Raw genomic sequence first — 14,655 nt, 5'->3', positions numbered from 1 at the left:
AAAAAAAGAGCAGGGGGAGCATCCTCTTCTGCTCATACAAGCTTGCCTGCCTGCTGCAGAGAGCCTGAAACGAGGCAAGCGTGTAGTAGCTGCTCTGATGCGTTACCGAAAAGGGTTTGCATGCTTGTATGTTGCCTCTCTCATAGGCAAGCAGCGGCTTCGCAAATTCCACCCTGCTCACATAGGCCCGCAGCCGTTCGGTTTCAAAGAGTGGTTGCATCCGGGATGAACTCCATCCGTTTCTCCTTGCCGATCATCCGGCCGAAGGTTCCTTTGATCAGCATGCCTTCCCTGGCAAAGACCGGGGGAGAAAGCACAGCGACATCCAGATAATTTCCACTCAGACCATACCAGCGACCGCCTTTGCGGTTCTGCAGTATTACTTCAGCAGCAGACCCCACCTGTCTTTGCCGATAGCTGTGGTGAAGCTGTTCACTGAGCGTTCTCAAATCGAGTGCACGCTCATCGCGCACAGACTCGGGTACCCGGTCCTGTGCCCGATACAATGGGGTGTCAGGACGTGGTGAGAAGGGAAACACATGCAAAAATGAGAATTGTTGGTCGAGAATGAACTGACGGGTGGCAGCAAAGTCCTCATCCCGTTCTCCGGGAAGACCGGTTATGATGTCGGCTGCAAGAAAGGGATCGCTCTTCGCCTTGCGCAGACGATCAAGGATGTTCGCCAGTTCGGCTATGGTATAATGGCGGTCGACTTTCTTGAGCAACCGGTCGCTGCCGGTCTGCACCGGAATATGGAAATGCGGCTGCATCCGCTTGTCAGTCAGGACATCAAGCAACCTGTCATCAATGTGATCGGGTTCCATCGAGGAGAGACGGATGCGCACAGAGTCGGAGAGACTTGCCAGCAACTTCTCCAACAACCCGCCCAAGCCCTCCCCCTGATGGTCGTACATGGTGAGGTTCACCCCGGTAAGCATTATCTCCTGGAAGCCGGATTGCTGCAGTGCAAGCGCACGTTCGATGACCTGTCCGGATTCCAAGCTTACTGCCTTCCCTCGGGCGATATGGACCCGGCAATATGCGCAGCTGTTGTCGCATCCATCCTGGATTTTCAAATACGCACGACTGTGATACGAGAAGGAGTCGGCGGCGTAATCGAAGACACTTGCCTTTCCATCACTGAACGACAGGCACCCTGTCCTCATGTCCATCCCACTGACAAGACTTGCCTTCAGGTGCTTTGCCAGTTTGAGCAGGTGGGCTTTCTTCTCCAAGGGCACGACAATGACATTGTCACTGAGCTTCCTAAGCTCATCCTCGTTCACCTGGGCGTAACAACCGGTGGCAAGCGTAGGTGCCAGCAGGGCGAACTTGCGGATCATCCTTCGGGCTTTCTGTTCAGCCTTGCTGGTTACAGTACAGGTATTGACGACATAGAGGTCGGCTGGAACCTGTTCCTCAACGATGGTGAAACCTTCCTGCGAAAAGCTGTCGGCTATCGCCTCGCTCTCACACTGATTCAGTCTGCACCCCAACGTATAGACACAAACGTTCAACGTACTTCCTCCTGCTTCTGGAGTGCGTCCATGACGGTATCAAGCGCCTCCTTGAGACTCATGCGCATCTGTCTGGCATATGGGTTGTACCGCTGCAAATCATAAAACAACTGCAGCGGGTCATTGCAGGTCTGTTGCATTACGGTCAAGAGCGTTTTATACCCCGTGGTTGCAAGCTCGGTTTCCCCGAGAGTCAGCTCGGAGAGCGTCCGACCGATGAAGTGGGTGATGCCCTGGGACCAGGCCGCCTCGCGGTCGTGCTGGTCGCAGCTCATCTGCAGCACCTTCAAATCCCAACGCTTGAACTCCTCGACCCAACGTTGCAAGGTCTCGTCGTCGCAACGGACACCGCTGATGACCAAAGGAAGCCCCGCTATCCCGTTCTTGCCTGAATCGGGCCCGAACATGGGATGGGTTGCAATGCATTGCACCTGTTTGGGAAGCTTCTCGCGCATCAGCTTGGCTGGATAAAGCTTGACCGAACAGGTATCCATCACCACCGTGTGATCGGCAATCCGGGAGCCGGTTCGGTCCAAGACTTCGCTGAAAGAGCTGATGGATACACAGTAAAACAGCACCGAACAAGAGAGCACCTCGTCCTCACTGCCTAGAAGCACCCCTTCGGGGGCGGTTTTTGCGCTTCGTCCATACCCGATGACAGAAAATCCATGTTTGGCTAATTCCTTTGCCCAAAAGGAACCGAAACGACCCAATCCATACACGCCGACGCTTATCTTAGCTTCCATGGCCGGCATTGTACTCAATAAGTACGCATCCTAGCAAGAAGTCGGCTTGGCTTTGGATGCCAGCAGGAACAAGGCTGCCATGCCCATGCTTACCGCCAGCAGCAGAAATGAAGCGGATACAGAGAAGAAGCTGATCACAACTCCTACAGCCAGCGGCATTCCGATACGCCCGAGGGTCGACCCCATTGACCGGATATTGGCAAGTTGCAGCAAGTCCGAGGGCCAGCAGGAGATTTCCAGCACCTGGCTCACCGGATTCACCCCGCCCATGCCAAGCCCCATCAAAGCAAGACTCACGTATGCCTGGTGTAGATTGGAAGAGAGAAAGAATCCTATCAGGCCGAGCATGCTCACCAGGCACAAGGAAACAAGAATCCGATGAGCGGGAAGCCCTTTCTTCAGCAAGGGAATGGCTGCCAAGCGGGAAATGGTGCTTCCAAAGTGGATGATGATGATCGCCAAGCCAACCTCGCGGGCTCCTGCTGCGTGCAGCTGGGTGATGGCCAGCAAGGGGTAGACGGCATTGCAGTACTCCACCGCGTTTGCCAGAATGAGAAAGAGCAGGTACTTCATGAACGCCTTGTTCTTCAACAATGAGAACGAATCGGAAAGTTTTTGGTCCTTTCTTTGCTCCCATTGGCCAATTCCTGCAGGCCGAAACAGGATGAACAGAACCCCCATGACCAGATAGATGAGCGCCATCTGCACATATCCGTGGTACCACGTGTGCTGCTTGAGAAACGTAATGTAATACCCGCTGAAAATGCTGGCGATGCTGAACGTAAGATGCATCAAGGGGATATTGGTTTTCATTCGAGGTCGGTCGACATTGATCAGAACCATGATGTTGCTGGTTCCGTACAAATAGCCTCCCAATGCATTGAGCAGGAAGAAAAGACCGAAGACTGATGCACTGCGGCACAGGCCCATGCCCAACAAAGTCACAGAAGAGGAGAGAATGCCGATGACCAACAGTGAGTAGGAGCTCAGCTTCCTGGCAAGCAATGGCAGCGTGAGAAATGAAACAAAAGATCCGACCTGGCTGAGGCTCATCAACAGTCCCATCTGAGCCAGCGAAAGTGAGCATGCAATCTGGATCTCCTCGCCCAGGCCGCCGAACAGGCTGCCGGCGAACGCCAAGGCCATCACCATGACAAAGAGGAGGTTGCGTGTACCCATGAGCGGACAATAGCATAAGCGTACAAGAAAATACAGAGCCTTTTGCGTACTTTTCGAAGCCATCTGAACGTGGTAGACTAGCAGGTGCAATTAAAATTTTCCCTGTCAAGGAGCAGAACCATGACGTTTGCAGAAAAAATGAAGGCCCAGGCCATCCGGGCAAAAAAACATCTTGTCCTCGCAGAAGGAACCGAGCTGAGAACCATTCAGGCGGCACGCAAGATCGTCGATGAGAAGATTGCCGAAAAAGTCATCCTCGTAGGAAATGCCGAAGCTGTTGCCAAAGCGGCCGCTTCCGTCTCCACATCCCTTGAGGGCATCACCGTCATCGACCCCGTCACCAGTGATGACCGCAAGGCATTCGCCCAGGAGTATTATGAGCTGCGCAAGCACAAGGGCATGAGCGAGGAAGAGGCGTTCGAGGGAATCGTCGACCCTCTTCGCTGGGGGGCTATGATGGTCCGGCTGGGCAAGGCCGATGCAATGGTTGCGGGAGCAGAGAACACCACCGGCAATGTATTGCTTGCCGCTTTCAACATCATTAAGACCAAACCCGGCATCAAGTTTGCTTCCTCCTGCTTCGTAATGGCCACCGACAAGACCGAGTACGGTGCAAACGGATCGTTCATTTTTGCCGACTGTGCAACCATTCCCAACCCAACAGCCGAGCAGCTTGCTGAAATTGCAGAAGCATCCGCACTCTCCTGCAGGACATTCCTCAATGCCGAGCCGAAGGTGGCCATGCTCTCCTACTCGACCAAGGGCTCTGCAAAGGGAGAGCTGGTGGACAAGGTGATCACCGCAACCCGCCTTCTCAAGGAGAAGCTTCCTACCTTGGCCGTTGACGGGGAGCTGCAGCTTGATGCAGCCATCGTCGGCAGCGTCGCCAAGAGCAAGGCTCCCGGCTCGGAAGTTGCAGGAAGCGCCAACACCCTGATTTTCCCCGACCTGCAGGCGGGAAATATCGGATACAAGCTTGTCCAGAGGCTTGCCGGTGCGGATGCATACGGCCCGATTCTCCAAGGCTTTGCCAAACCGATCAGCGACCTCAGCCGCGGCTGCTCGGTGGAGGATATCGTGGTGACCAGCGCCATCACCCTCGCCCAGGCTGCAGCCAACTAACCAACACCATCGAAGGGCGGGAGCAGTTGCTTTCCGCCCTTGCTCCAAATCCTGCTTTCAGCTACGATGGACGCGCCTCACAAGGAGAGGCATTGCATGAGGCGTGTACGAAATCCCATCAATCTTCTTGACCGCTCAATTCCTCCCGGCATCATCATCTGGTCTCTCGCCTGGCCCACCATCCTTGAGCAGGTCCTCCAAGTCACCGTCACCTATGTGGACTCGGCGATGGTCGGCTCCTTGGGGGCTCATGCAACCGCCGCAATCGCCGTACCTACATCCACCATCTGGTTGGTCAATGGGTGGATGAACGCCTTTGCCATCGGATTCTCCGTATTGATGGCCCGCTTCTTGGGATCAGGCAACTCCCAACGAGCCAAGCAGGTCACCAAGCAGGCTCTGTACACCTCAGTATTCTTCGGGTTGGCTCTTACCTGGCTGTTTGTCGTAATCGCCCGCCATCTTCCAGCTTGGATTGGGGCCGAGGCAGAGGTCCAGCTGCTTGCAAGGCAGTACTATCACTTTATAGCCTTGGGGTATCTGCCCAACCTGGTGATGATTCTCATCAGCACCCTTCTTCGCTGCAGCGGGGATGCAAAGAAAGCCCTCTACTTGAACGGTCTGAACAATATATTGAACATCGCTTTCAATTTTTTCTTCATCTTTGATTTTGTTTCGTTCGGTCCATTTGGATTGCGGGGCTTGGGTTTGGGGGTCAAGGGGGCGGCCATGGCCACCACGCTCTCCTGCACCATCACCAGCATCCTGCTGCTGGTCATCCTGCTGGCCACGGACAACCCCATCCGAATCACCCTCTTCGGTCCATTCTCGTACGACAAAACCATTCAAAAAAGTGCGCTCAGGTTGGGAATCCCGGTTGCCCTTGAGCGGTCGACCCTCTCGTTCGGCCAGATTGTCTTTACCAAGATGGTAGGGACTTTGGGAACCACCGCCCTGGCTGCCCACTTTTTGGCAAACACAGCCGAGTCCATCACCTATCTGCCTCCGTCGGGTTTTGCAACGGCCGCCACCACGTTGGTAGCCCAATCACTGGGCGCCAATGACAAGCAGCTGGCAAAAAAGTTTGCCGACCTGTGCACGTTGTGGGGCACGCTGTTGATGAGTTTCATGGGCTTGATGCTCTATCTGTTTGCACCGGCTTTGATGCGCTTTTTCACATCCGATGCTTCTGTCATCGCCCTCGGAACCACCATATTGCGCATAGAAGCTTTCGCTGAGCCTGCATTCGGGCTTTCCATGCTTGCCTTCGGGGTCTTCAGAGGAGCCGGCGATACGAGAAGACCGTTTTTCATCTCGATTGCAGGAATGTGGCTGCTCCGACTTCCTTTGGCCTACCTATTGCTGAAAACAACATCCCTGGGATTGCTGGGCATCTGGATAGCGATGGCCAGCGACCTGACTCTCAGGGGAATCATCTGTTTGGTGCAGTACCGACGATATACCTGGCTTGATAGTTGGCAAGAGACTCACTGAGAGCAATAAAGTCAGCCCAGGCAAGAGCCTCGGCCCTCAGAGAGGGGTCGATTTGGGAATGGGAGAGCAAAGCTTCAACCCCGTTCCTGCCGACGGCCGCCCTGATCTTTCCAGAGAGCAGATTGTTCTTCACTGTCTTGCGGCGTTGGGCGAACAGGTCGCGGATGACGAGTAAAAAGGTCTGCCTGAGCTGTAGCGGTACCAGGCTTTGGGCCCGGAGGGTGAACACCACCGTACTGCTGGTCACCTTCGGTGGAGGATAAAAAGAGCCGCTGTTGATGCTGAAAGCCGGTTTCACCTCATAATCCATCTGGGCGAGCAGGGAAAATGACGACCAATCCTTTGATTGCGGCTGTGCACACAGCCGGTCAACCACTTCCTTCTGCAGCGTGAACACCATGACAGGGGGCCGATGGTCGCTCTCCAGCACCTTGGCGATGACCACCGAGCCTACATTGTAGGGAAGATTGCCGCACAGGCGGTCAGGACTCCCTTCCAAGGCAAGTTGGGAAGGCAGCGTCTTGAGTGCATCACCGCTTATGAGCCGAAAAGAGGGCTCATCGGCAAACGCCTGCTCTGAGAGAATACGGCAGAACCCATGATCGATCTCAAAAGCCGTCACCTTCGCCCCCTGCTCGAGCAGCAGGCTGGTGACCGCCCCGATCCCCGGCCCGATCTCCCATACACGGTGAGACGGCTGTACATCCAGAAGTGCTACAATCTTCTCCCTCACCGAGCGGGAGATGAGGAAGTTCTGACCAAATTTCTTGGTCATCGACAGCTCCTCTTGTTTGAGCAGAGCAGTGATTGCAATCGGGGAGTCGTATGCGAATGTCCAGCTCATAGCGTAATCTCCTTCGCTTTTGTACAGCCATGGTAGCATAGCCAATTGAGACAAGACAGGTCAACAACACCAATACATAGACCACATATCCTGTAAAGCCGACTTGCAGCGTATAGCCTTGGTTGTTTTCCAGGATGAAGAAGAGAAGTGCCTGTATCGAGGACAAGATCCGGCCAAAGAAGGATCCGAAAACCAGGCTCAGGAAACTTGCCGCCATGGCCAGGTTTATCAGGGGGGTGAGTATCGGGGAGAAGAGCAAACCACTCAGGTTGCACGAGCCTCCCAGCAACAGGGAAGCCGGGGACGAGCCTGCTACGATTACCGCAGTTTTCTGCAGGAAAAATGTGGGCAGCATCGATGAAAGCAGCAGCATCCCGTAGGCAGCCCAGCTATAGAGGCATGCCATGCTCGAGAGCGAGAAGGGAAAGAGCAGCAGCTGCAGAAAGAAGGTAGCCTGGAAAGCAGTTTGGCGTGAGATGGGAAACAGCGAACAAAGATGCATGCCCAAAGCCCTGATCAAAGAGGGTTTGGGACCGACAAGCACAACATAGAACAAGGCCGGGACTGAACCCAGCCACCTCCCCCAAAAACGTCCGACGATGAGGCTGCCCAAAGAGGTGCTGAGAGAGAGGAAAAAGTGCAGGTGCATGCCTGAGAGGGCCAAGAGGTGTGCACATCCACAGGCGAGGCTCAAATCCTTGAGCTGAAAATCGGAGCTGCCTGTCTGTCCCAGCAACAGCATGGCGGCAAGCCCTTGGGAAGCCTTGTCTGGTATGACTTGCTGCAATCTGATCTGGAGCATCCTCAATACATGACGGCGTTGTCGTGCAAGCAACGAGAGAGGAAGAACCTGTACGCTCTCAGCAAGGAATAATCCCGACTCCGGGTCCAAGATGCCGGTAAGAACCAGATTGGAAGAGGAGACCAGCACCTCATCGACTTCAATCAATGCAGACACCGCCCCCCTGCATGTTGCCTGAAAGCCATCCTTTGACCGGCACGAGGCAAGGGCGATCCGGGCAAGTTGCTTGTTTGAACGGGTGAGCAAGGAGTCTTCCACCAGGTGTCCTTCTATCTGTACAACACGCTGCCGGGGCAACCCAAAGCTTGCTTGATTGAAGCCCGCCGCCCAGCCAAGGAGGACGTACAAGCAGTAAAACCATGCAAAGAGAGCAAGCAGGCTTCGCCTCGAGCGTGTGCAAACATGCAGCAGGACAAGGGTAAGCACCCCACCCAGAATGCCTGCCAGCAAGGGATAGGAGAGCAGCGATGCAGCAAAGCCGGCCACATACAGACCGGCTATGCAAAACAATAACAGTGCGGCGTGATAGGCTTGCATGCCTATACTGGCATCTTAGCTATGCAGTTGCTTCATCCAAGACAATCAAGAGGGAGAGCAATGCAAGATCGATCCGCTTTCGCATATGCTCATGGTAGAGTTTTGCAGCGAGACGGCTGTCCGCCTTGCCCCGCCGCCTCAAGCGCAAGACGGTATGGGATGTCTGCAACAACGCCTTGTCATTGAGACGCACATGCAGAAACAACAGCTTGAATATGTCTTTCAGCTCATCCAGCCGGCCTTCAAAGGAGAACGGCAACAACGGCTCCGAGCTGACCAGACACAAAGAGTTGCACAGCGACAAGGCATCGACTTTTGCAGCTTCATCCAAATACTCTTCCAAGGCGAAGAGTTGTTCATCGATAACCTCTTGCCGCTCGGATGCTCGGACTTTCAACTCATAGCGCCTTCGCTGGGCGACCGAGGAACGGGTGTCGCGTTTTGCCAGGGCATTCCAGCCAAGCAACGTCAACCCCACACTGATGGCAATCTCATCAATCATGGGAATCGGATCGCGAATGGCCAATGAGAGCAGGAAATACGAAGCTGTGAAAATGAGGGCGCAGATGAGAAGACGAGGCACATATTGCTTGTTCTGAATCCAGCGATCAACACTGAAGTCTATCGCAGCATACAGGGCATACGTAACCTCATCCTTCTGGTTCTTGGTCAACATTCCACTGCTTTTCAGCACCACCTCCTCATCTTCCTTCCAATCATCCATCCGTTCTGCATCCAGATAGGGGGAGAGACAGAGACTGCTTTTCTGATGCCGGGCAAGTACATAACAGGTAATCAACTGAGGGCCGCCTTATAGTTTTGGATGCGCAAGGCGAGTTGTTGCTCCCTCTCCTCACGCGTCCCCTCCTCCAAAGTGAAGAAGAGGTAGTATTTGATTTTGGGCTCCGTCCCGCTGGGGCGGACGACCAATTTATCACCACAGGCAAAACGGATGATCAGGACATCGGAGGGTGGAAAGGCTGTCTGCTTTCCATCAAGCAAATCCTGGATGGATGCAATGGTGGATGAGCCAAGCTCATCACCGACAGACAGCTTTCTCAGATTGGCCATGATTGCCGCCATTTTCTCCTTTCCACTGGCACCTTCATACTCTTTGGAGAAAACAACTTCGGTGCTGTACCCCCACCTGTGGTAAATCTGCTGGAGCCGTTCTTGCAAGGTCAATCCCTGCGAGGCCCAATAGCACAGCAACTCGACACTGGAAAGGGCACTGCTTACCGCATCCTTGTCCCTGACCTGCGAAAGTGTCAAAAAGCCATAGCTCTCCTCGCAGCCGAAGAGGAAATACTCAGCCTCCCCTTTCGGACCTTCCAATTCAGCAATCTGTTCGGCGATATACTTGAACCCGGTCAGCACGTCCTTGCAACGCCCGCCTTGGCTCTCCACGATACGAGCCACCAGGTCGGTGGTGACCAGGCTCTTGACCACCAAAGGTTTCTTGGCAAGGTTCTTGTGGCTGTCAGCCTCGGTCAGGTAGTCGACCAGCAAGGTCGCTATCTGATTGCCCGTAAGCAGCTGATACTCCGTCTTTTCTGCATCAAGAGGTATGGCAATGCCCAGCCTGTCCGCATCGGGGTCGGTCCCAAGGACAATGTCGGCCTTCTCTTTCTTTGCAAGGGCGATTGCCATTTCCATTGCTTCCGGATGCTCGGGATTGGGAAGCGGAACGGTAGGGAAATTCCCGTCGGGCTCCTGCTGCTCGGGGACCACGATGCATGTGATCCCGACTTTGTTCAACAAGTGCTGGACAGGAATGTTGCCAGATCCATGCAAGGGAGTATAGACCACCTTCACAGGACTGTCCTGCACCAAGGAAGGGCGTCTCAAACCAAGCAGTGCTGTATGATAGTACGCTTCATCCACCTTTTCCGGAACGGGAACCAGAAGGCCTTTCGAACGTGCCGTCTGCTCGCTCATTTCCTTGATGTCCTCTGCTTTCACTGCATTTGCACGCTCTGCAATGCTGAAATCGTGCGGAGGCGTCACCTGTCCACCGTCGCGCCAATAGACCTTGTACCCATTGTACTGGGAAGGATTGTGACTGGCTGTGATTACAATTCCAGCGGTTGTCTGCAGGTATCGCACGGCAAAACTGAGCATCGGAACCGGATGCAAATCAGGATAGAGGTACACGGAGATACCATTGGCGGCAAGCACGAGGGCGGCCTCGTTTGCAAAGAGATCACTGTAACGGCGACTGTCGTAGGCGATGACGACTGAAGGGTTCTTGGAAGTGTGATTCAAATAATCGCTCAAACCTTGGGTGACCTTGCGAACCATGAAGCTGTTCATGCGGTTGGTCCCCCCGCCGATGACACCCCGCATGCCTGCTGTTCCGAAGGCGAGACTGGTATAGAAACGATCATACAGGGACTCCCAGTTTCCTTGGGTCAGTTCGGCTTCCACCTCCTTGGAAAACACTTCCTGTCGTTCAGCTTTCAGATAAGCCTCAGCTTTATTTCTCAAATCCTTCTCGTTGTATGCCATAGATTGCATCCTCCAATTCATGTATCGTATCGACAACTACAGCGCCTTGAAGAGCCAGCAGTTCTTCCTTTGGACGAAACCCCCACGAAACAAGTATATGAGGACAGCCGGCATTGAGGGCGGTCTGCCAATCAACTTCGCTGTCTCCAATATACAGGACATTCTGCACGACAAGGCCTGTCTTCCTGCAAAAATAATCAATACCCGAGCGGTCGGGCTTTCCGGGAAATCCTTCCAGCATCCCCCTGACCCACGAAAACCGGATTCCAGGGAACAAGGAGGCTGCAATACGTTTGGTAAGCCCGTCTTCCTTGTTGAAATACACACCCAATGCATACCCGCTCTCAAGCAAATGCTGGAGCAACTGCTCAACACCCTCATACGGATGACTATACACTGCATAATGCTCGCGATAATAGAGAAGCATCTCTTGGTACAGTTGGTTGAACCGGTCCTCCCCAACAGTGCGATCGAACCACGAAAGAGCACCTTTGAGTGCGTTGTGAAGCCCCCTGCCCACCACTTGCCGGGTCAGATTTGCGGAAGGAGGAGGGAGGCCCTCGCCGGCAAGTGCATGCGCCAAGGAACGGCGGATGTCCTCAATGGTATCGACCAGCGTCCCGTCCAGATCGAAAAGGATAGCTTTGACAACCGGTTTCTGCATAGGGTCATTATCCGGTATGCAGTACGAGCAAGTCAACAAACGTTTTGACAAAACAAAGGGCTTCGGCTACTGTGTAGCCATGCAAATCATTACAATCAAGGATGGTAAGGAGAAACAGCTCCTACGCCATCATCCCTGGGTATTTTCTGGAGCTCTTCATACGCCAACCTCGGCATTGGAAACCGGTCTGGGCAGGGTGGAAACCCACGATGGTGCGTTCATCGCCTACGGATGGTACGATCAGGACAGCCACATTCCGCTTCGGCTGCTCAGTTGGAACGAGGCAAGAATCCCCGATGAGTCCTGGTGGGCCCAGGCCATCGCCGAAAGCGTGCGAAGACGAAGTTCCTTCTTTCAGGACAAAGCCGGCGGCACCACCACCTTCCGCATCATTTTCTCTGAAGCCGACATGCTGCCTGGTGTGGTGGTCGACGTATATGGAACCATGCTGAGAATCATCATCAGCGCCCGTGTTGCCTGGGATCATCGCGACATAATCGTCTCCACCTTGGACAGCCTGCTGAAGCCCTCGTTGATGCTGATTACCATAGACAGCGCCTTTGCCGGTGCCGAAAAGCTCAGTGAGACCACCCTGTATTATCAGGATGGCCAATACTTCACTCCTGCCAAGCGGCTCGATCCCATCCGTTTCCGTGAAGACGGACTGTATTATGAAGTGATTCCCGGGAAGGGGCAGAAAAGTGGATTCTACTGCGACCAGCGGGAGAACCGCAAGGCGATAGAGCCGTATGCCAAGGATGCGGTGGTCTTGGATGGCTGCTCCTATACCGGAGCCTTCAGTCTCCATGCACTGCGTGCAGGCTCGAAGAGCGTCGACCTGTTCGACTCCAGCGACCCGGCCCTCCGCCAAGCCCTTGTCCATGTCCACATCAATCAGGATCTGAAAACGATTGCCGAGGACAGCCGAAGCAAGGTCACCACCACCGTCTGTGACATTTTCGAGCAGATGCGCGTCATACCAAGTGATCATTATGATTTAATGATCCTCGATCCTCCCAAGCTTGCCCAGACGAAGGCCCAGGCCGAAGGCGCCCAGAAAGCATACAAGGATTTGAATCGGCTTGCCATGCAGAAAATCAAGAACGGGGGCATCATCGCCACTTTCAGCTGCAGTGCATCGATCAGAAGCGAACAACTGCGCATGATCCTCGCCTGGAGCGCCAAGGATGCCAATGTAGAAATCCAAATCCTGAAAACCCTCGGCCAAGCAGAGGACCATCCGATCCGCCTCTCGTTTCCAGAATCGGAATACTTGTGCGGCTATATTATGAGGGTCCTGCGCTAACTGGCCATCGGATTCGGAGTATCGTCCGGATTGGTATCGTCCATATCAAGCATGACTGCCAGAAATTGAAGCTGGTCGAGCATGCTTGCTACTTTTTCAGGCAGAAAGCCCACTTCCCCTTCCTGGTCGTCCAGCGACCGCAAGAGATAGGAGTAGTCCTGCATAACCGGCACCTCGCTGTGAAAGTCGATGTGCTCGGGCATGGTTTTCTCCTCATTGTACTTGCAGCGCCTGAACACCGCAAAGCCATTCTTGCCCTGATAGGCACAGGCTCCGAACAGGCGGCATATCAGCGGCCGGGCTGGATAGACAGAACAATGAAAGGGTGAATCGAACCGATACAGCGGGCATGGGCCCTCCTGATTGCCGATACTCTGGCGCACTTTCTCAATCAAGGAAAAATCCTTCTTGATGAAGAGCAGATATGCGCCAACCAAACGGGCTTCGCTCGCAGTGATATCAGGCATGAAGTGCTCGCAGCACGTTCCACATCCTTGAGCGCAGGCAATGCTGTATGTAGTGCAAAAAGTGCTGGTTTTTTGCTCGATTTCTGAATATAAGGCTGCCAAGTCGCTCATGGACCGACCGGCATATGTTCCGCTGAAAGCAGAACAGAGTTGCATAATGCTGTCCATCTTTGAAGAACTCTCCCGAGAACTTGGAGATGGTAGCATTACAAAATTGTGCGAATCAATCGGGTAAGGACCGTTTTTTATGTTTTTTTCTCCGTTTCTCCCGCACCGTCTCCCTTGTCCCGAGCAAGGAGCGCTGGACCAGCCTCTCATTGCGTCGGTCCGAGAGCATCCAACCACCGATCAAGGCACTCACAGCGCAAAAGGAGAGGATGCCGATCCAGGCAAAGGGATTGTTCATAAAGGGCAGATTGACATTCATTCCATAAAATCCGGTTACAAAGGTCGGGAACATCAAGCTGATGGAGATGATGGTCAACCGCTTCATGATGACATTCATGTTATTGCTGATCACCGATGCAAATGCATCCATCGTCCCGGTAAGGATTGAAGAGTAGATGTTCGCCATCTCGATGGCCTGCTTGTTGTCGGTTATCACGTCATCGAGGAAGTCGCGCTCCTCCTCCCCTGCCAGCTTGAAGTACGGGGTTCTCTGCAGGCGCTCAAGAAGAGCCTCATTGGTGGTGAGGCTGGTTGAGAAGTAGACCAGGGACTTCTGGATCTGCAGCAGCTGGATCAGCTCATAGTTCATGATGCTCTTGTGCAACTGCTCCTCAACCTGGCTCTTCTGGCGGTTGATGTACTTGAGCAGACGGATGTACACCATCACTGCACGACCGAGAATGCTGATGACAAAACCTTCCATTGTCTGAACCGGATACTGGCGGTACCGGTTCTTTGCAAAATCCTCAAGAACGATGCTGTCACTTTGGCAGATGGTGATGACAGTATCGCGGACCAAGACGATACCAAGAGGAACAGCATACTGATTGATTCCCTTGCAATCATCGGCCATGGCGGGCAGACGTACGATAAGAGCAATGTAATCATCCTCCTTCTCGATACGCGCCTGTTCGTCCTGGTCCATGATATCTGCGAGCAACTCACTGGAAATCGAATACTGCTCCTCAAGCTGGGAGATATCGTCGCGGTTGATGTCGCGTGCATCAACCCAAGTGTAGGGAGCCTCCTGGATGGGATCTCCTGGATTCTGGCTCATCAGATTTTTTCTGATTGTAATCATACTTCCTCCGTGGATGGTTGGGGCGTACTCCCGAATCCACAGGGGATGGACCTGGCAGGTCTAGCAGCTGTACCAGGAGGACGCCATGAGCGGGGTTCTAGGCAGGGGTGTTATACTACCACCGTCGTCTAACGTAGACATTGGCTCCTCCTTGCATGTGATGGCTTGCCAGCCTGGCAAGCAACATCCATAGTCTACCATAGACCAAGAAGAAGAATAA

The 14,655-nt window shown here is 53.8% G+C and carries 14 protein-coding genes; 3 read left to right on the top strand and 11 right to left on the bottom strand.

The window, feature by feature from the left end; translation table 11 throughout:
• From B3K89_RS04085 to B3K89_RS04070, 4 genes are all read right to left on the bottom strand, one after another.
• Positions 1-220, bottom strand: a 220-nt coding sequence (locus tag B3K89_RS04085) for a hypothetical protein (RefSeq protein WP_293894041.1), incomplete at its 3' end; no start/stop codon positions are given.
• Entirely contained in the window at positions 204-1,517 is a 1,314-nt protein-coding gene (mtaB, locus tag B3K89_RS04080; RefSeq protein ID WP_293894038.1) for a tRNA (N(6)-L-threonylcarbamoyladenosine(37)-C(2))-methylthiotransferase MtaB, read from the bottom strand. The genes mtaB and B3K89_RS04085, both read right to left, overlap by 17 nt.
• Positions 1,514-2,263: a prephenate dehydrogenase/arogenate dehydrogenase family protein gene (locus B3K89_RS04075; protein WP_293908656.1), complete on the bottom strand. Its 750-nt coding sequence runs from the start codon at positions 2,261-2,263 to the stop codon at positions 1,514-1,516. The genes mtaB and B3K89_RS04075 overlap by 4 nt, the downstream gene beginning before the upstream one ends.
• Before the next feature lie 30 nt (positions 2,264-2,293).
• Positions 2,294-3,442, bottom strand: coding sequence for an MFS transporter (locus tag B3K89_RS04070; protein WP_293894032.1), 1,149 nt, complete (start codon positions 3,440-3,442; stop codon positions 2,294-2,296).
• Between the two features lie 120 nt (positions 3,443-3,562).
• Here B3K89_RS04070 and pta point away from each other — a divergent pair, with 120 nt between their 5' ends.
• On the top strand, positions 3,563-4,564 hold the full coding sequence (gene pta / locus B3K89_RS04065; RefSeq protein WP_293894029.1) for a phosphate acetyltransferase: 1,002 nt from the start codon (positions 3,563-3,565) through the stop codon (positions 4,562-4,564).
• A gap of 96 nt (positions 4,565-4,660) precedes the next feature.
• Entirely contained in the window at positions 4,661-6,058 is a 1,398-nt protein-coding gene (locus tag B3K89_RS04060) for an MATE family efflux transporter (protein WP_293894027.1), read from the top strand.
• On the opposite strand, the gene rsmA is transcribed toward B3K89_RS04060, so the two are convergent.
• From rsmA to B3K89_RS04035, 5 genes are read right to left on the bottom strand one after another with little or no spacing between them, the layout of a single operon-like run.
• Positions 5,997-6,779, bottom strand: coding sequence for a 16S rRNA (adenine(1518)-N(6)/adenine(1519)-N(6))-dimethyltransferase RsmA (gene rsmA, locus B3K89_RS04055; protein WP_293894053.1), 783 nt, complete (start codon positions 6,777-6,779; stop codon positions 5,997-5,999). The two genes, B3K89_RS04060 and rsmA, sit on opposite strands and share 62 nt — an antisense overlap.
• Positions 6,667-8,241 (bottom strand): ComEC/Rec2 family competence protein, encoded by a 1,575-nt coding sequence (locus B3K89_RS04050; RefSeq protein WP_293894025.1) that lies wholly within the window; start codon positions 8,239-8,241, stop codon positions 6,667-6,669. Before B3K89_RS04050 ends, rsmA begins: the two co-directional genes overlap by 113 nt.
• Positions 8,242-8,260: 19 nt before the next feature.
• On the bottom strand, positions 8,261-9,040 hold the full coding sequence (locus B3K89_RS04045) for a hypothetical protein (protein WP_293894023.1): 780 nt from the start codon (positions 9,038-9,040) through the stop codon (positions 8,261-8,263).
• The gene (locus tag B3K89_RS04040) at positions 9,037-10,749 is read right to left on the bottom strand and encodes a phospho-sugar mutase (protein ID WP_293894021.1); all 1,713 of its coding nucleotides are present in this window, start codon (positions 10,747-10,749) and stop codon (positions 9,037-9,039) included. Before B3K89_RS04040 ends, B3K89_RS04045 begins: the two co-directional genes overlap by 4 nt.
• Positions 10,718-11,413 carry an HAD family hydrolase gene (locus B3K89_RS04035; protein ID WP_293894019.1) on the bottom strand — a complete coding sequence of 232 codons (696 nt, stop codon included), beginning with the start codon at positions 11,411-11,413 and terminating at the stop codon, positions 10,718-10,720. The genes B3K89_RS04040 and B3K89_RS04035 overlap by 32 nt, the downstream gene beginning before the upstream one ends.
• A 79-nt stretch (positions 11,414-11,492) precedes the next feature.
• Between B3K89_RS04035 and B3K89_RS04030 the strand changes: the two genes are divergently transcribed.
• Positions 11,493-12,719, top strand: a complete 1,227-nt coding sequence (locus B3K89_RS04030) for a class I SAM-dependent rRNA methyltransferase (RefSeq protein ID WP_293894017.1) — start codon at positions 11,493-11,495, stop codon at positions 12,717-12,719.
• On the opposite strand, the gene B3K89_RS04025 is transcribed toward B3K89_RS04030, so the two are convergent.
• A complete protein-coding gene (locus B3K89_RS04025) occupies positions 12,716-13,354 on the bottom strand; it encodes a YkgJ family cysteine cluster protein (RefSeq protein WP_293908666.1) in 639 nt (212 codons plus the stop codon). The genes B3K89_RS04030 and B3K89_RS04025 overlap by 4 nt on opposite strands.
• 55 nt (positions 13,355-13,409) lie before the next feature.
• Entirely contained in the window at positions 13,410-14,435 is a 1,026-nt protein-coding gene (locus B3K89_RS04020; protein WP_293894015.1) for a magnesium transporter CorA family protein, read from the bottom strand.
• Between the last annotated feature and the right edge of the window lie 220 nt (positions 14,436-14,655).

This window comes from Sphaerochaeta sp. UBA5849, assembly GCA_002432715.1.
In the GTDB taxonomy this organism is placed as follows: domain Bacteria; phylum Spirochaetota; class Spirochaetia; order Sphaerochaetales; family Sphaerochaetaceae; genus Sphaerochaeta.
This window is presented reverse-complemented; position numbering and strand designations above follow the sequence as displayed.